We start from the raw sequence: 17361 nt of genomic DNA, 5'->3' as shown, positions 1-17361 counted from the left end.
AGTGGGCCCCGGCCGTTCTTGCGATGATCTGGCGGTGACCACGACCCAGCAGTTCCCCCCTCCGCCCCCCGAGCCGCGGCGCGGATCCGGCACCCCGCACGGGCGAGAACACGGGCAGGAACACGAGCGTGGACAGGGGCACGAGCACGGCCACGAGGACGGGCAGGCCGAGGGAACCCTGCGCACGGACGGCCGCAGGACCGGCCGCCCCGGTGGTCCGGGAGGTGGCCACGGACACGGCCACGCCCACAGTCACAGCCATGGTCCTGCCGCCCCGGTCTCGCAGCACCTCCGCAAGGTCATCGCCGCGATCCTGATCCCCTTCGCCGCCGCGGTGGCGGTCGGGCTCGCCGTGCTCTGGCCGGGCGGGAGCCCCGCCCACGAGCGCACCGGTGTGGGCTTCGACCGGCAGACGCAGCAGGCCACGGTCACCTCGGTGGTGACGGTGAGCTGCAAGGCGGTGAACGCCTCCGGTGACACGCCGACCGGTGACACCTCCGCCGCCGAGGGTGCTTCGGCCCGGGCGCAGTCGTCCGGCACCTGCAAGAAGGCCACGATCCGCGTCGACACCGGCAAGGACAAGGGACGCACCTTCACCGAGATCGTGCAGCCGGACCAGTCACGGCAGTTGCATCAGGGGGAGAAGGTCGTCGCCGCCTACGAGCCCGCCGCCCCGAGGGATCTGCAGTACTCCGTCACGGACGTGAGCCGGGGTTTCCCCATGGCGCTGCTGGCCGGAATCTTCGCACTCGCCGTCGTGGTCGTCGGGCGGATGCGGGGCGTCATGGCTCTGGTCGCGCTGGCCATCAGCTTCCTGGTGCTGGACCTCTTCATCCTGCCCGCGATCCTGCAAGGGTCGAACCCGCTGGTGGTGGCGGTGGTCGGATCGAGCGCGATCATGCTGATCGCGCTCTACCTGTGCCACGGTCTGTCGGCCCGTACCTCGGTGGCCGTGCTCGGCACACTGATCTCCCTGGTGCTGATCGGCATCCTGGGTTCGCTGTTCATCGGCTGGGCCGCGCTCACCGGCAACACGGACGACAACACGGGCCTGATCCATGGCCTGTATCCGTCGATCGACATGAGCGGCCTGCTGCTCGCCGGTGTGATCATCGGCTCGCTCGGTGTCCTGGACGATGTGACGGTGACGCAGACGTCGGCGGTGTGGGAGCTGCACGAGGCCAACCCGGCGATGGGCTGGCGGGGGCTGTACCGCGCCGGCATCCGCATCGGACGCGACCACATCGCGTCCGTGGTCAACACCCTGGTGCTGGCCTACGCGGGCGCGGCCCTGCCGCTGCTGCTGCTCTTCTCCATCGCGCGAAGCAGCGTGGGGGCCGTGGCGACCAGCGAACTCGTCGCCGAGGAGATCGTCCGCACGCTCGTGGGGTCGATCGGCCTGGTCGCGTCCGTACCGGTCACCACCGCCCTGGCGGCTCTGGTCGTCTCGGCCGACCGCCCGGGTGCGGCGCCTCTCGAGGCCGCGGCCGCTCTGCCCGCACCGGCACGCGGCGGCAGAGGACGACGGCGCAAGCGGTGAGCTGCCCCCGAGAGCGGTGAGCTGGCTTCGATGCGTGCGGTGAAGCGTTACTCCACCGCACGCCGCCGGTTGAAGAAACGCTTCAGCCCGCGCTCTGTTCTTCCGCCAGGATGCGGTCCAGCGCCTCGTCGAGGTGCGTGTCGAAGTCCGCCAGAGCGCCCTCCTGGCCCAACGGCACCAGTTTGTCCGTGCGGTCGAGGAACGCCACGAGGGGTGCCGTGGAGGAGCGGAACAGCGCGCGGTCACCGCCGACCTGAAGCCGGATCAGCACCTCGGCCAGGGAGTCGGAGTCGGCGGGCGAGACACGCACATCGCCGTCCCCGCACGGCCGCCCCACACCGTCGACCAGCAGTTCACGTCCGAAGGCCCAGGTGACCGGGGCGTCTCCGGGCAGATGGAAGGTCAGCCGTACGGCATAGGGATCACAGGCCTCGTACCGCAGTTCCACCGGAATGCGGAAGGAGAGCTCCTCGGACACGAGAAAGCTCATCATGACCTCTGCCTGTACGGACTCGCGCATCACTACCCCGTCATCTGCCGTCGACTGGCCGGGAATGATCCCCATAAACACTGGTGGCATCTTGCTGAACGTATATGGCAGATCACAAGGAGTGAGTTTTCAGATACTGATAGCGAGTGCCAGGGAGCCGACACGCCGTCCCACCTCGCTCTGCAGCTGCCGAGCCGCGGGCAGCAGGCGGTCGGCCTGGTGCGCGGGGAGCGAGAGGGCCATCGTCGCGGCCACGGCGCCCACGGTGATCGGAATGGCCGCGCAGACCGTCCCCAGCGCGTACTCCTGCCGCTCCGTGACGGGCTGCATCCGGCCTGTCCGCTCCAGGCGTCGCAACAGGGTGTGGTCGTCACGGACCGTGTACGGGGTGAGGGACCGGACCGGATAGCGGGACAGGTGGTCGCGGCGCGCGCTCTCGTCCAGCTGCGACAGCAGGCACTGGCCGATGGCGTGGGCGTGGCCGGTCTCCCGGAAGTCGGCCCACTCCTGGACCGCCGGAGTGCCCGGGGTGTCGGAGACGCACACGACCTCGATCTCACCGTCCCGGTACATCGCGTAATAGACCGGGACACCGATCAGATCACGCCATTGTGCGAGCGAGTCGACGACCGTGCTGCGACGTTTCTGCGCCGCTCCGCGGCTGCTCAGGCGTTCGGCCGCCTCACCGAGGAAGAACAGTCCTCTGTCCCGGTACAGATAGCCCTCGTGCACCAGCGTCCGCAGCAGGTGGTAGGCGGTGGGGAGGGCGAGGCCCGTCTCGCGTGCTAGTTGCTTGGCGGGGGCGCCGTGCTCGTGTCCCGCGACGGTCTCCAGCAGACGCATCGCGCGCTGCACGGATCCGATGAGGGTCTGGGCCGCCGGTGCGGGCGGTTGCTCCGGGACGCCGACGCGCGGGCGCTGGAGCGCGGGCGCGGAACGCGGCTGCGCAGGGAGCCCTGTGGAACCGGACGGCGCCCGGGGAGCCGGGGGCGCGTGCGGTTCGGCGTGTGCGGTGTCAACCGTGGCCAAGGGTCACTCCCGTAGCGCGAGGGGGCAGCCCGTGCGGGGAGACACGGGTGGGGGAACGCTGCCCGCGGGGGCCGGCCCCCGCGTCGATTCCCGGACCCTATCGGCCTGTCACCGCTTCAGGACGGCCTGTCCGGAAAACTTCCCTCCCGCGAGGGAACCGGTGCGGCCCGTCAGGGTTCACCGGTGTCCCGGGAGACTCACCAGTCGCCGCGCGACGACGAACTCGACATGAACTTCCGCACGATGTAGATCAGACCGCCGATCAGCGCGACGAAGATCAGCAGCTTGAACAGCAGACCGATCACGAAGCCGACGACCGTCGCTATCAGGCTGCCGAAGACGACCAGGGCGATGACCGGCACCGCGATCCACTTCACCCACCACGGCAGACCCGTGAAGACCTCTCGCATTGCCCTCGTCCTTACCTCTTCGCCGGCCCTGCGCCGGATTCCCGAACGGCCCGCGAACCGCGGTGCCGGACCTGTCGTACGTCCTGCTCCGATGCTAGGGCCGGCGGGGGTCTGAGCGGGGCTTTCGCATCCCTTGTCCGTCCCTGACCCTTCCCCTAGGGAACCCTGAGACGGCGCCTCACGCTTCCGGCGGAGAGAACACCACGAGGACCCGCAGGTCCTCGCTGATGTGGTGGAACTTGTGGGCGACTCCGGCCGGCACGTAGACGACGCTACCGCGCGCCACTTCGGTCGTCTCCAGCCCGACCGTGATGGAGGCACGCCCGCTCACGACGAAGTAGACCTCGTCCTGGCGGTGCGGGCTCTGCGGGTCGTTCTCGCCCGCGTCCAGTGCGTACAGCCCCACCGACATGTTCCGTTCCCGCAGGAACTGCAGGTACGCACCGTCGTTGGCGGCACGCTCCGCCTCCAGTTCGTCCAGCCGGAATGCCTTCATCGCCTCGCCCGTGTTCGTCGTCGATCTCGTCTGCCACGATCAGACACATGAAGAATTTCGTAGTCAAGACGATCGCCAACGCGGGCGCCCTGGCGGTCGCCGTCTGGCTGCTCGACAAGATCACCCTGACCGGGGACAACAAGGCCAAGGAGGCCGGCACCCTCATCGGTGTCGCGCTGGTGTTCGGTCTGGTGAACTTCCTCGTCAAGCCGGTGGTGAAAGTACTGACCTTTCCCCTGTTCATCCTGACGCTGGGCCTGATCACCCTGGTCGTCAACGCCCTGATGCTGCTGCTGACCTCCTGGGTGGCCGGCAAGGTCCACCTGAGCTTCCACGTGGAGGGCTTCTGGACCGCCGTCGTCGGCGGACTGATCATCTCGGTCGTCTCCTGGGCCCTGCACATGGTCCTGCCGGACGAGGACTGAGGACCTCACCCGCCCGAGGGGTGCCCCACCGGTCCGGCCGCCGTGTCCTGAGAAGGTGGGGGAGACGGTGAGCCACGGCCTGCTCGCCACGGCACGAGAGCATGTGAAGGGACGGGCGGCATGAACGATTCCGCTGCGAACGGCGCAGAGGGCACGCGGAGGGGCACCCGCGCGCCCGCCGGTTCCGGTGACGGCACGCGCGCCGTACGGGCCGGGCTCCCCGAACCGGTCAGACACGAACCCACGCTCCCCGGGCCCGTGTTCGCCGCCCACTTCCACCTGCCCGGCGACCCGACGGGCCCGTACACCTACGGACGCGACGAGAACCCGACCTGGTCCCTGCTGGAGAACGCCATCGGCGAGCTGGAGGCGCCCGGCGAGAACGACGTCGAGACCCTCGTGTTCGCCTCCGGCATGGCGGCCATCTCCTCGGTGCTCTTCTCCCAGCTCCGCTCGGGAGACACGGTGGTCCTGCCCGACGACGGCTACCAGGCGCTGCCCCTGGTCCGCACCCAGCTGGAGGCGTACGGCATCGAGGTGCGGACCGCGCCGACCGGCGGAGACGCCCAGCTCGGCGTGCTGGACGGTGCACGGCTGCTGTGGATCGAGTCCCCGTCGAACCCCGGGCTCGACGTGTGCGACATCCGGCGGCTGGCCGAGGCGGCACACGCGCGGGGCGCCCTGGTCGCCGTCGACAACACCCTCGCCACGCCCCTGGGGCAGCGGCCGCTGGACCTGGGTGCGGACTTCTCCGTGGCCAGCGGTACCAAGCAGCTCACCGGGCACGGCGACGTCCTGCTGGGCTACGTGGCCGGCCGCGACGCGCAGGCCATGGCGGCCGTGCGGCGGTGGCGCAAGATCGTCGGGGCCATTCCCGGACCCATGGAGGCCTGGCTGGCCCACCGTTCGATCGCCACGCTGCAGTTGCGTGTCGCCCGGCAGAACACCTCCGCGCTCGCCGTCGCCGAGGCGCTGCGCGGACGCCCCGAGGTGACCGGACTGCGCTACCCCGGGCTGCCCGACGACCCCTCGTACGCGATCGCCTCGCGTCAGATGCGGCGCCACGGGTGTGTGGTGTCCTTCGTCCTGCCCACACGCGAGCGTGCCGAGCGCTTCCTCGACGCGCTGCGGCTCGTGGACGACGCGACGAGTTTCGGCGGTGTGCGATCCACCGCCGAGAGGCGCGGACGCTGGGGCGGCGACGCGGTCCCGGAAGGCTTCATCCGGCTGTCCGTCGGCGCCGAGGACCCGGCGGACCTGGTGGCGGACGTGCTGCGCGCCCTGGACGCGTCGGCGCACTGACCGATGCGTGACGGACGGTCCGAGCCTCCCCCGTGGCTCGGACCGTCCTCGGTTCCGCGGGCGAAGAACTCCGGGAACAAGGTCCGTCGGCTCTGAGTCAGTGTCCCGTCACCCTGGCCGCAGAGGCCTGTCGGCGTACTCACGGTCGGGCGCGGCCGGGGACTGCGCGGAGGACGGCGAGAGGGCAGGCGCGTCGTGGGCCTGGCGGTGCTGCGCACCTTCGCGGACCGCCCACCGCGCCGGCTCGTTCACCAGCGGGCGACCGTGGCGCGGGGCGGGGCTCCGCCCGGCGCGTCGCCTTCGGAACAGCCTAGGAGACCCTGGAGGGGCTGTCGGCGGGCCACCACGACCCGGTGATCAGTACGGCGCGTACCGGCACACCGGCGCTGCCGCACATCGCGCGGACCCACGAGCGGCTGACGGGCGCGGCGGGCCGACGGTGGTGGCTGAGCCGGCCCGGCACGGGAGCCGCGTTTCCGTGCACGCGGCACCTGCTCGGCGGCCGGTCGCCGCGTACCCGGGCCGCTGCCGGCGGATCCGCTCACGAGGAGGTTCCCGCGATGTTTCACGTGGAACCAGCCGGGCCACATTTCTCCCATGACCGTCCGACCCGTGGTCAAGCGCACCGCCCGCGCCGTCCTGCTCGACGGCGACGACCTGATCCTGATCAAGCGCACCAGACCAGGAGTCGATCCCTACTGGGTCACTCCGGGCGGCGGGGTCGAAGCGGGCGACACGACCGTCGTCGACGCCCTGCACCGAGAGGTTCATGAGGAGCTGGGCGCGAAGATCACCGACGTCGTCCCCTGCTTCGTGGACACCGTGGAGCACATCGGCGAGGACGGCGGCGCGACCGGCGTGAAGGTGCAGCACTTCTTCGTGTGCCGCCTGGAGTCGATGGACCCCGCCCTGCGTCACGGACCGGAGGTCGACGAGCCCGCCGGGGAGTACGAGATCGTGCGTGTGCCCTTCACCCGGGTGGGGATCGCCTCCGTCCACCTCGTACCGCTGTCTCTGAGGCACTATCTCGACGGGAACATCGAGGGCGTGCGGGCCCTGCACGCCCCGGACATCGGCTGACCCTCCACGGCTTGTGAAGCTGTCGTCCACGTTTCACGTGAAACAGCCGATACCGGGTGCGGAGCCGGGCCACGGCCGAGGCCCTGTCCTGGGCAGCCTCCGGCCGGCCGAGCGCCGGGGCATGGCCAAAAGCACGTACGTCTCTCTCGAAACGGGTGGACGCCGACACCCTCCGTCGTACAGCCTGACCTGCGTGTCGACTCCTTCCCCTGCCGCTCTGCCCATCCGCCCCCTGACGCGCCATGACCTCACCGCCTGCGCAGACCTGTCCGAGAACCGGGGCTGGCAGCGTGAGGAACACAAGTGGGGCCTGCTCCTCTCCGCCGGCAAGGGGTTCGGCATCGACGACCCCGACGGGGGGCTGATCGCCGCCTGCGTCGTCACTGAGTACGGGCCGCCCGCGCGGCCGGGCCTGCATGCCGTCGGCATGGTCCTAGTCGCCGAGCGCCACGCGCGCCAGGGCATCGGCCGCCGGTTGATGCGTCACATCGTCTCGGTGGCGGGCACCACCCCGCTGACCCTGTACGCCACCCCCAGCGGACGTCCGCTGTACGAGGAGCTGGGCTTCAAGGTCACCGGCATGTCGGAGATGGTCCTCGGCCGCTTCGTACCGGAGGAGAGGCCGGGCGGCCCGGTCACGCGTCCGGCCTCGGCCGACGACCTGGCCGGCATCCTCCGGCTGGACGAAGAGGTCTTCGGAGTGGACCGGACGCCTCTGATCACCCGGCTGCCCGCGTTCGCCGACCACCTCCGGGTCGCGGAGGACGACGGCCGGATCATCGGTTACGCGGCTGCCTGGCCCAACATGAACACGCACGTGGTCGGCCCGCTGATCGCACGGGACACGGAGACCGCGAAGGCCCTGATCGCCTCCCTCGCCGCCCGCACCGAGCGTCCGCTGCGGACCGACATCGACGTACGCCACGAAGAACTGCTGCACTGGGTGAAACAGCGTGGACTGGAGTCCGTGATGTCCAACGCCGTCATGACGCACGGGATCGCGGAGCTGCCCGGGGACTGGGCCCGGCGGTTCGCTCCGCTGACCGTGGCGGCAGGCTGAGTCAGCCGAGCTCTTCCACCGCGGTGACGGCGAAGGCGTGGTCCTGTTCCGGCGCGCCGCCGCCGACCCCGACCGCTCCGATCAGCCGGCCGTCGCGGCGCACGGGTACGCCGCCCGCGATGAACAGCAGCGGCCGGTCGAGCGCGGTGGGCAGAGTGTGGAAGAGACCGCCCGGCTGCACGGCGTCGACCAGGTCGGCCGTCGGGGCGTCCAGCTGGAGCGCCGTGTAGGCCTTGCGGGTGCTGGTCTCCCCGGCGATGAGGACGGCCCGGTCGTCCCGGCGGAAGGCGAGCAGATGCCCGCCCGCGTCCAGCACGGTGACGCTGACGGCGACCCCGGCCGCCTCGGCGGCACGGTGGGCCGCCGAGACGAGGACGTCGGCGTCCTGGACGGTCAGCGGGACTACGGCGTGCGTGGTGCTCATCAGAGATTGCTCCTGTGGTTGTGCGGGGGACGGGACGGTCCCCGCTGTCTTACCGGCAGGTGATGTCCCGGCCGGGTGGTGCCACGCCCGGGTGGGTCCCGGCCGTGGCAGGTGGGGAAGTGGGGGACCGGATGACGCGACGGCGGCACGGCGCCCGGTGGCGCCGGGGGCAGCCCCGGCAGGCTCCGGTCAGTGGGTTACGGGCGTGGGCCGCTCCGCCGGGACGTCCCCGGTGACGGCCGCCTGCGAGGTACCGCCCCGGCGTTCGAGGGCGGCGGAGACGACGGCGAGCACCAGGGCACCCACCGCGAGTACGGCGCCGACGCCGTTGGGCGCGGTGTAGCCGAAGCCGGCGTCGATGACCAGTCCACCGATCCACGCCGACAGCGCGTTGCCGAGGTTGAAGGCCCCGATGTTCACGGCCGAGGCCAGGGTCGGGGCGCCGTGTGCCTGGTCCAGGACGCGCTTCTGCAGGGGCGGCACGGTCGCGAAGCCGAACGCACCGATCAGGATGATGGTCACGGCGGACGCGATCTTGTCGTGCGCGGTGAGGGTGAAGAGCGCGAGCACCAGGGCGAGGGCGCTCAGGGAGATGTACAGCAGGGGCATCAGGGCACGGTCGGCGAACCTGCCGCCGACGAGGTTGCCCGCGACCATGCCGAGACCGAAGAGGACCAGCAGCCAGGTGACGGAGCCGTCGGCGAAGCCGGTGACGCGGGTCATCATCGGCGCGATGTAGGTGATCGCCGCGAACACCCCGCCGAAGCCGAGCACGGTCATCGCCATGGCGAGCAGGACCTGGGTGTTCTTGAAGGCGGCGAGTTCGTGACGCAGACGGACCCCTTCCGCGCGGGGCATCTCGGGGACGAGCCGGGCGATGCCGGCCAGGCCGACGACCCCGAGGGCGGCGACCGCCGCGAAGGTGACACGCCAGCCGGCGGACTGGCCGATCAACGTGCCGAGCGGTACGCCGACGACGTTGGCGAAGGTCAGCCCGGTGAACATCATCGCGATGGCACCGGCCCGCTTGCCGGGGGCCACCAGATCCGCCGCGACCACCGAGCCGATCCCGAAGAAGGCACCGTGTGCGAGCGAGGCGACCACGCGGCCGACCAGCATGACCGGGAAGGTGGGGGCCAGTGCCGAGAGCAGGTTCCCGGCGATGAACAGGCCCATCAGCAGCATCAGCATGCGCTTGCGGGAGATCTTGGTGCCCAGAACGGTCATCAGGGGAGCGCCGAGCATGACGCCCACCGCGTAACCGGTCACGAGCAGGCCCGCGGTCGGGATGGAGACCCCGAAGTCACCGGCGACCTGGGGCAGCAAGCCCATGATCACGAACTCGGTCGTGCCGATGCCGAAGGCCCCGATCGCGAGGGCCAGGAGCGCGAGAGGCATGGGGGTACCTTCCGGAATGATTGCAGGAGCGGTTTACGTTCATCGACAATAATTGCAGACGCGGGATAAATGCAACCGCCGACAATCGCGGCGCTGCCCTATCCTTGAGACACCCGCCCCGGGATGGAGGAACCGCCATGACAGCGACGGACCCCGCGCTCACCGCCCTCGCCCAGGGCTGGTGCGCCCTCTCCCTGCTGCACAGCAGGATCGAGACCCACATCGAGCGCGCTCTCCAGGCGGGCCACGGCCTGAGCGTGCGCGAGTACTCACTGCTCGACGTGCTCAGCCGGCAGCACGACGGCGACGGCGGTCATCTGCAGATGAAGCAGGTCGCCGACGCGGTCGTCCTCAGCCAGAGCGCCACCACCCGGCTCGTCACCCGGCTCGAGGACCGCGGCCTCCTCGAGCGGTACCTGTGCCCCACCGACCGCCGGGGCATCTACACCAACGTCACAGAGACCGGCCTCCGCCTCCTGGAGGAGGCCAGACCGACGAACGACACGGCCCTGCGGGAGGCACTCGACGAGGCCGCCGAGAATCCGGAGCTGACGCCCCTGGTCCGCGTCGTGGAGTCGTTGCACGCCCCCGCGGTGGCATAGCGCCCCGTCCCGGCAGCCCCGCCACGCGGGCGGCCACCCGGCGCCGCCGCCCGGACCGTGCCGACCCGGCAGTCAGGCCCAGGCCCCCGCCTCCCGTCCGCCCCGCGCCGGCAGGACCCGCACGAGAGACCCTTAAGCTCCGGGCATGGGAGATCTTGAAATACGTGCGGCCGTAGCCGAGGACGTCCCCGCGATCGTCGCGCTGCTCGCGGACGACCCGCTGGGCGCACTGCGCGAGTCACCCGACGACCTCGCGCCCTACCTGGCCGCGCTGGAACGGCTCCGCGCCGACCCGAACCAGCATCTGGTCGTGGCACTGCGGGACGGGCGCGTCGTGGGCACGCTCCAGCTCTCGGTCGTTCCGGGGCTGTCCCGGCGCGGTGCCACCCGCTCGATCATCGAAGGCGTCCGCGTCCACGCCGACGAACGGAGCAACGGCCTGGGCACCCGGCTCATCCAGTGGGCGATCGACACCTCACGACGCGAGGGCTGCCGACTGGTGCAGCTGACGTCGGACCGGACACGCACCGACGCCCACCGCTTCTACGAACGGCTGGGCTTCGAGGCCTCGCACGTGGGTTACAAGCTGTCCCTGTGAAAGGCCGCGCCCCGGCCCCCTCTCACCACGGGACGGGGGTGGGCGTTTCACCGGTGGGCGTTTCACGTGAAACGCCCACCGCCGCCGGTGCCTCTCAGAAGCCCGGTCTCCTGACCGCGGGCAAGAGCTAGCTGTCCTTCGGGGACGGGCCGATGCCCCGCCATCCCTCCGGGTCGACACCCCCGGGCACCGCGGCCCCGGCGTCGTACGGCTGCCGTGTGAACACGAACGATCCCAGGTCCAGGTGGTCCACGGACCCGTCCGGCCGCCGTACCGCCCGCAGCGACTCCCCCGCGTAGTAGCCCTCCAGGCCTGTCCAGGTGCCGTCGCCGTTCGGCCGGAACCGCGACCTGCGGCCGTTGCCCGCCAGCGGCTCGAGCGAGAGAAGCCCGTCGGCGGTCACCCGCAGGCCGAAGCCCTGGGTCCCCCAGTACCACTGGCCCGCCAGCTCCAGCACCTGCGGATCGATGTCCCGCAGCGGCCGCCAGGCGTCCGGGACACGCGGCTCGGCATCGGCGACGATGCGGACGAGATCGGCGCCCACGGAGGCCACCGCGGGGCCGGAGGTGCAGTTGGTCAGCACCACGGCGGCCACATCGTCCTCCACGGAGAGGGTCAGCGAGGCGAGGAAGCCGGGAAGCGATCCCGTATGCCCCACCAGCAGCCGCTCGCCCGAGCGTCGCAGTTCCATTCCCAGCCCGTACGCGTACCCCGCCGCCACGTCCGCGGTCCCGGACGGAGCCGCCGGGGTGCGCATCTCCCTGACCGATCCGGCACTCAGCACCCGCTCGTCACCCCGGGCGAGGAACGCGGCGAACCGGCCCAGGTCCCCCGTTGTCGACCAGAGTTGACCGGCCGGCGCCATCCGGCCGAGGTCCTCGACGGGCTCGGGAAGCATCACGTCGGCCCAGGGGTGCACCGCCCAGCCATCCGCGTGCGGCGCACGCGGGCGGGCGCTCGTACTGCTCAGCCCCAGGGGTTCGAGCACCTCCCGACGCAGCACGTCCTCCCAGGGAGCACCGCGCAGCTTCTCGACGAGCGCGCCCAGCACCGTGTAACCCGGGTTCGAGTAGTGGAATCGCCTGCCCACCGGGTGCCGTAGCGGATCCTCGCCCAGCACATCGGCGAGTTCGGGGCGCAGCGACCCCGGGGTCCGCTCCCACCAGGGTCCGGGCGACTCCGCGGCCAGCCCGCCCGTGTGGGCCAGCAGGTCGGCGATCGTCGCCTCGGAAGCGGCCGTACCCGGCAGGTGCTTCTCCACGGGGTCACCGAGGTCGAGCAGGCCTTCGTCCCGCAGCCGCAGGACGAGGACGGCGGTGAACGTCTTGGTGATGGAGCCGATGCGGTACTGCGTGTTCTCGTCCGGTGCGTGCCCGTCCACGGACGTCCGCGCACCGTGCCAGACCGCCTCGCCGCCCCGCACGACGGAGGCGACCAGGGACGGTGTCCGTCCTTCGGCCTGGGCGACGGCGATCCGGTGGGTCAGGGACCGGCGGGTGCTGGGCAGAAGTTCATCCCGAGGTGTCGTCATGCCCCCAGTCCATCCGGTACGGACGCGCACGTCGAGCGGATTCGTGCCTGGCTCACCTCCGACCCGTCTCGTCCGGTGTGTGGGGCAGCAGGGGGAAGAGACGCATGATGAGGGCCACCGGCCGAGCGCCGTCCGGGCGGGCCAAGGGCCGCTGCTCGCGGTCCTGGTAGGGCGCGAGCGCCCGGCGGACCACGTCCGCGACCCGGCTCATCTCCTCGGGCGTCAGATAGGCGACGGCGCTGAACGCCTCGTCGTGACGCCACGCGGGCGGGGCGTCGTCCCGCCGGGTCAGCCAGCGCTGCCAGCTCTCGTCCTCCAGCCCCCGGGCCAGCGCACCGAACTCGTCCCGCCCGGTGCCGTCGTCGGCCGGTCCACTCGCCACCAGACGCCAGGGCCGGGCGCGTCCCCCACTGTGCGGGGCCTCCTCGATGTGCCCGTGGCGGGCGAGCTGCCGCAGGTGGAACGAGCAGAGACCGGAGCTGTAGCCCAGCCGGGAAGCGGCCTCGGTCGCCGTGACGGTGCCGACTTCGGCGAGCAGTTCGAGGAGCGCCGTACGGACCCCGTGCTCGCGCAGGGGGGCGACCACGTCACGGGTCCGGTCCTCACGGACGTCGTTCAGCTCCTCAGTCACTTTGCAAAGTCTGCTACTTTGCAAAGCTCACCGCAAGAGCCCTGACGGGATCCGGGACCGGAATCCCTGGCAAGAGGACCCGGCAAAGGGACCTCCCGGAAGTCCTGGCACGAGCGCCCTTGTGCGAGCCCCGGCACGAAGGAGAGGCACCGTGACCGACCGACACGAGCGTCCCGGCCCCGAGGACCGGCGGGTCCGCGTACAAGGCCGCCCCGTCGACGCCTTTCCGGCGCGCCCCGCGGAGGCGGAGCGGGGATCGGTCCGCCGGATCACGGTGGTCGGCGAAGAGGTGCTGAGCCGGCCCTGCCGGGAGGTGAGCGAATTCGGGACCCCGGCGCTGTCCGCGTTGATCGACGACATGTTCCTGACCATGTACGTGGCCGACGGGGCCGGCCTGGCCGCCAGTCAGGTCGGCGTGGATCTGCGACTGTTCGTGTACGACTGCTCGGACGACCACGGGATCCGGCACGTCGGTCATGTCGTCAACCCGGTGCTGCACCTGCCCGATCCGGGCGGGCGGCACCTCCTCGAGGACTTCGAGGGCTGCCTTTCCGTCCCCGGTGCCGCCATGGCCGTCCCCCGCACCGACCGCGCGGTCGTCCGCGGGTCCGACAAGGACGGCGCTCCGGTCGTCATCGAGGCAACGGGGTACTTCGCCCGGTGTCTGCAGCACGAGTGCGACCACCTCGAAGGCCGCACCTACCTGGACCGGCTCTCCCGGCGGGACCGCAAGGACGCCCTGCGGCAGATGGCGGACCACCGGGACGACGTCTTCGCCCGGCGCGCGGCCGAGGCCGCCGCTCTGGGCCGGTGAGCGGGTCGTGGTGTCGCCCGCCCGGCCCGACCGCACACCCCCGCCCGAGCCGGCCCCAGGCGGGGGCCACGCGCCCCGGCCCTGGTGGGGCTGCCCGGCAGCGTCGGATCAGGACTGGGCCATGTCCACGAAGCGGGAGTAGTGCCCCTGGAAGGCGACCGTGATCGTCGCGGTCGGGCCGTTACGGTGCTTGGCGACGATCAGGTCGGCCTCGCCCGCCCGCGGAGACTCCTTCTCGTAGGCGTCCTCACGGTGCAGCAGGATGACCATGTCGGCATCCTGTTCGATGGAGCCGGACTCACGCAGGTCGGAGACCATCGGCTTCTTGTCGGTGCGCTGCTCGGGGCCACGGTTGAGCTGGGAGAGCGCGATGACCGGGATCTCCAGCTCCTTGGCGAGCAGCTTGAGGTTACGGGACATGTCCGAGACCTCCTGCTGGCGGCTCTCGGCCCGCTTGGAACCGCCGGACTGCATCAGCTGAAGGTAGTCGATGACGACCAGTTTGAGGTCGCTGCGCTGCTTCAGGCGCCGGCACTTGGCCCGGATCTCCATCATCGACAGGTTCGGGGAGTCGTCGATGTAGAGCGGGGCGGCGGACACGTCCGGCATCCTGCGGGCCAGCCGGGTCCAGTCCTCGTCGGTCATCGTGCCCGAGCGCATGTGGTGCAGGGCGACGCGGGCCTCCGCCGACAGCAGGCGCATCGCGATCTCGTTGCGCCCCATCTCGAGGGAGAAGATGACACTCGGCAGGTTGTGCTTGATCGAGGCGGCGCGTGCGAAGTCCAGCGCCAGCGTCGACTTGCCCATCGCGGGACGGGCGGCGATGACGATCATCTGGCCGGGGTGGAGCCCGTTGGTCAGCGAGTCGAAGTCGGTGAACCCGGTGGGCACGCCGGTCATCTCACCGCTGCGCGACCCGATCGCCTCGATCTCGTCGAGCGCGCCCTCCATGATGTCGCCCAGCGGCAGGTAGTCCTCGCTGGTGCGCTGCTCGGTGACCGCGTAGATCTCGGCCTGGGCGCGGTTGACGATCTCGTCGACGTCGTCGTCGGCCGCGTAACCCATCTGGGTGATCCGGGTGCCGGCCTCGACCAGACGGCGCAGCACCGCACGCTCGTGGACGATCTCCGCGTAGTAGGCGGCGTTGGCCGCGGTGGGCACCGTCTGCACGAGCGTGTGCAGATACGACGCGCCGCCCACCTTGTTGATCTCACCGCGCTTGGTCAGCTCGGCGGCGATGGTGATGGGGTCGGCGGGCTCGCCCTTGGCGTAGACGTCGAGGACGGCCTGGTAGATCGTCTCGTGGGCGGGCTTGTAGAAGTCGTGGCCCTTGAGGATCTCGACGACGTCCGCGATGGCGTCCTTGGACAGGAGCATTCCGCCGAGCACGGACTGCTCCGCGTCGAGGTCCTGCGGGGGGACTCGCTCGAAGGCCGAGCCCCCGCCCTCCCAGGCGCCGCTGTCCCGGCCCCGGTCGTGCTGTTCGCCGCGGCCGCCTCCGCCGTCGGGCCGCCGGCGGGAGGCAGGCAGACGGTCCCCTGGTCCGCTGTCGGCCCACGGGTCGTCCAAGGGCTCGGAAATGCTCACCGAGCGGCCTCCTCCCGTCCGCCGAGCGGACCTCGCCGTGCCCCTCATTTCTACGGCACGGCACTGACAAATCGAGAGGCCCGACTCCCCTTCCGGCGCGTCGTTTTGGGACGGTTCGAAAGCCGGAGAACGGAGCGGGCGCCGGACCACGGTAGGCCCCCGGGCACCGTCAGCCAATCTGGTTATCCACAGGCCATGTGGACGACCGGCCCTATGCTGTGGAGAACTCCGCGAAACCTGTGCATGACCCGGTGGACAGCGCTGTGAACAAGCCCTCGCCGGTTTCTGCTCACCCCATCTGACCTGCAACTTTGCCGTCCACTGGCTGTGCAGAAGAAAAACTTTCCCCATCGGGCCAAGATCGGTTCGGACGCGGCGCACAAGTGCACAGCTCGCGGGGCTACGTAAGGGCCTCAAAGGCGTTGCATCTCTTACCTGTGGACGGTTACATTGGTGCCCATGACACAGGCCCCCGCACGCCCCTCGGCCGACCGGCGCAGACACGACCGGGAGATCGTCGCGCTGGCCGTCCCGGCCTTCGGCGCGCTCGTCGCCGAGCCCCTCTTCGTGATGGCCGACAGCGCGATCGTCGGCCACCTCGGCACCGCACAGCTCGCCGGACTCGGCGTCGCCTCGGCCCTGCTGACGACCGCCGTGAGCATCTTCGTCTTCCTCGCCTACGCCACCACGGCCGCCGTCGCACGCCGCGTCGGCGCGGGCGACCTCAAGGCCGCGATCCGCCAGGGAATGGACGGGGTGTGGCTGGCCCTGCTGCTCGGGGCCGCCGTCATCGTGGCCGTCCTGCCCACCGCCCCCGGTGTGGTGGACCTCTTCGGCGCCTCCCCCACGGCCGCCCCGTACGCGACGACCTACCTGCGCATCTCCGCGCTGGGCATCCCGGCGATGCTCGTCGTCCTCGCCGCCACCGGTGTGCTGCGCGGACTGCAGGACACGCGAACACCCCTGTACGTCGCCGTCGCGGGCTTCGTCGGGAACGCCGCCCTCAACGCCGGCCTCGTCTACGGCGCCGGACTCGGCATCGCCGGCTCGGCGTGGGGCACCGTCATCGCCCAGTGGGGCATGGCCGCGGTCTACCTCACCGTGGTCGTCCGCGGAGCCCGCAGGCACGGCGCCTCCCTGCGTCCGGACGCCGCTGGTATCAAGGCGTGCGCGCAGGCCGGTGTGCCGCTACTGGTCCGCACGCTCTCCCTGCGGGCCATCCTGATGATCGCCACCGCGGTCGCGGCCCGGCTGGGCGACGCGGACATCGCCGCCCACCAGATCATCCTGTCCCTGTGGAGCCTGCTCGCCTTCGCTCTCGACGCCATCGCGATCGCGGGGCAGGCCATCATCGGCCGCTTTCTCGGCGCCGATGATGCCGAAGGCGCCCGAGGAGCGTGCCGCCGCATGGTGCAGTGGGGCGTCGCGGCCGGGGCCGTCCTCGGGCTTCTGGTCGTCGTGGCACGTCCGGTCTTCCTGCCCCTGTTCACCGGTGACTCCACCGTGAAGGACACCGCCCTTCCCGCGCTGCTGCTGGTGGCCCTCTCCCAGCCGGTCTGCGGCGTCGTCTATGTTCTCGACGGTGTCCTGATGGGCGCGGGGGACGGCTCGTACCTGGCCGGGGCGATGCTCGTGACCCTGGCCGTGTTCACGCCCGCCGCGCTTCTGGTGCCTGTGTTCGGCGGAGGGCTCACCGCCCTGTGGGGCGCGATGGCTCTCATGGTGGCGGTCCGCATGCTGACACTGTGGATACGGACCCGGTCGGGCCGCTGGCTGGTGACGGGCGCGACCCGCTGAAGCAGCGCCCCGGTGCGGCGGTGTTTCACGTGAAACGAACCCCGCGAGCAGCCCCCGGGTTCTCCTCGTTCGCTCGTCTTCACGACCACGCAGAGGGGGCCGTACCCCGCCGGGTACGGCCCCCTCTGTCGACTGCGGTCAGCCGAG

At 71.0% G+C, this 17361-nt stretch carries 18 protein-coding genes; 9 read left to right on the top strand and 9 right to left on the bottom strand.

Annotated features, from left to right (window positions below):
* Positions 1-34: 34 nt before the first annotated feature.
* Positions 35-1540: a YibE/F family protein gene (locus IG64_RS15580; protein WP_037856287.1), complete on the top strand. Its 1506-nt coding sequence runs from the start codon at positions 35-37 to the stop codon at positions 1538-1540.
* An 82-nt stretch (positions 1541-1622) separates the two neighbouring features.
* On the opposite strand, the gene IG64_RS15575 is transcribed toward IG64_RS15580, so the two are convergent.
* From IG64_RS15575 to IG64_RS15560, 4 genes are all read right to left on the bottom strand, one after another.
* Positions 1623-2060, bottom strand: coding sequence for an SsgA family sporulation/cell division regulator (locus tag IG64_RS15575; protein ID WP_037856285.1), 438 nt, complete (start codon positions 2058-2060; stop codon positions 1623-1625).
* A gap of 99 nt (positions 2061-2159) precedes the next feature.
* Positions 2160-3059, bottom strand: coding sequence for a helix-turn-helix domain-containing protein (locus IG64_RS15570; RefSeq protein ID WP_078884027.1), 900 nt, complete (start codon positions 3057-3059; stop codon positions 2160-2162).
* Positions 3060-3256: 197 nt separating this feature from the next.
* Complete coding sequence (locus IG64_RS15565) at positions 3257-3469, bottom strand: DUF5326 family protein (RefSeq protein ID WP_018566258.1); 213 nt, start codon at positions 3467-3469, stop codon at positions 3257-3259.
* A gap of 178 nt (positions 3470-3647) precedes the next feature.
* Positions 3648-3965: a cupin domain-containing protein gene (locus IG64_RS15560; RefSeq protein ID WP_037856281.1), complete on the bottom strand. Its 318-nt coding sequence runs from the start codon at positions 3963-3965 to the stop codon at positions 3648-3650.
* Between the two features lie 47 nt (positions 3966-4012).
* On the opposite strand from IG64_RS15560, the gene IG64_RS15555 reads away from it, so the two are divergent.
* From IG64_RS15555 to IG64_RS15540, 4 genes are all read left to right on the top strand, one after another.
* Positions 4013-4390 (top strand): phage holin family protein, encoded by a 378-nt coding sequence (locus IG64_RS15555; protein ID WP_037856278.1) that lies wholly within the window; start codon positions 4013-4015, stop codon positions 4388-4390.
* 120 nt (positions 4391-4510) lie between these two features.
* Complete coding sequence (locus IG64_RS15550; RefSeq protein ID WP_037856275.1) at positions 4511-5692, top strand: cystathionine gamma-lyase; 1182 nt, start codon at positions 4511-4513, stop codon at positions 5690-5692.
* Positions 5693-6289: 597 nt separating this feature from the next.
* The gene (locus tag IG64_RS15545; protein WP_037856273.1) at positions 6290-6772 is read left to right on the top strand and encodes an NUDIX domain-containing protein; all 483 of its coding nucleotides are present in this window, start codon (positions 6290-6292) and stop codon (positions 6770-6772) included.
* A gap of 193 nt (positions 6773-6965) precedes the next feature.
* On the top strand, positions 6966-7832 hold the full coding sequence (locus tag IG64_RS15540) for a GNAT family N-acetyltransferase (protein ID WP_037856272.1): 867 nt from the start codon (positions 6966-6968) through the stop codon (positions 7830-7832).
* Position 7833: 1 nt separating this feature from the next.
* Here the strand turns inward: IG64_RS15540 and IG64_RS15535 are convergent, their stop codons facing one another.
* Together IG64_RS15535 and IG64_RS15530 are read right to left on the bottom strand one after the other, a co-directional pair.
* Entirely contained in the window at positions 7834-8256 is a 423-nt protein-coding gene (locus IG64_RS15535; protein WP_037856269.1) for a GlcG/HbpS family heme-binding protein, read from the bottom strand.
* Positions 8257-8445: 189 nt separating this feature from the next.
* A complete protein-coding gene (locus tag IG64_RS15530; RefSeq protein WP_037856266.1) occupies positions 8446-9654 on the bottom strand; it encodes an MFS transporter in 1209 nt (402 codons plus the stop codon).
* A gap of 137 nt (positions 9655-9791) precedes the next feature.
* On the opposite strand from IG64_RS15530, the gene IG64_RS15525 reads away from it, so the two are divergent.
* A complete protein-coding gene (locus IG64_RS15525) occupies positions 9792-10256 on the top strand; it encodes a MarR family winged helix-turn-helix transcriptional regulator (protein WP_037856263.1) in 465 nt (154 codons plus the stop codon).
* A gap of 145 nt (positions 10257-10401) precedes the next feature.
* A complete protein-coding gene (locus IG64_RS15520; protein ID WP_037856261.1) occupies positions 10402-10854 on the top strand; it encodes a GNAT family N-acetyltransferase in 453 nt (150 codons plus the stop codon).
* Positions 10855-10981: 127 nt separating this feature from the next.
* Here IG64_RS15520 and IG64_RS15515 read toward each other — a convergent pair whose 3' ends face one another.
* Positions 10982-12385, bottom strand: a complete 1404-nt coding sequence (locus IG64_RS15515) for a serine hydrolase domain-containing protein (RefSeq protein WP_037856259.1) — start codon at positions 12383-12385, stop codon at positions 10982-10984.
* A 52-nt stretch (positions 12386-12437) separates the two neighbouring features.
* Complete coding sequence (locus IG64_RS15510; RefSeq protein ID WP_234438520.1) at positions 12438-13016, bottom strand: helix-turn-helix domain-containing protein; 579 nt, start codon at positions 13014-13016, stop codon at positions 12438-12440.
* 151 nt (positions 13017-13167) lie between these two features.
* Between IG64_RS15510 and def the strand changes: the two genes are divergently transcribed.
* On the top strand, positions 13168-13830 hold the full coding sequence (gene def / locus IG64_RS15505) for a peptide deformylase (RefSeq protein ID WP_037856257.1): 663 nt from the start codon (positions 13168-13170) through the stop codon (positions 13828-13830).
* A gap of 108 nt (positions 13831-13938) precedes the next feature.
* On the opposite strand, the gene dnaB is transcribed toward def, so the two are convergent.
* Positions 13939-15417, bottom strand: a complete 1479-nt coding sequence (gene dnaB / locus IG64_RS15500) for a replicative DNA helicase (protein ID WP_037856256.1) — start codon at positions 15415-15417, stop codon at positions 13939-13941.
* Between the two features lie 459 nt (positions 15418-15876).
* Between dnaB and IG64_RS15495 the strand changes: the two genes are divergently transcribed.
* The gene (locus tag IG64_RS15495; RefSeq protein WP_037856254.1) at positions 15877-17214 is read left to right on the top strand and encodes an MATE family efflux transporter; all 1338 of its coding nucleotides are present in this window, start codon (positions 15877-15879) and stop codon (positions 17212-17214) included.
* Positions 17215-17361: the final 147 nt, after the last annotated feature.

The sequence above is a fragment of the Streptomyces sp. NRRL S-340 genome, from assembly GCF_000720185.1.
GTDB lineage: Bacteria > Actinomycetota > Actinomycetes > Streptomycetales > Streptomycetaceae > Streptomyces.
The sequence above is the reverse complement of the archived record's forward strand: the minus strand, read 5'-3'. Positions and strand labels throughout refer to the sequence as shown.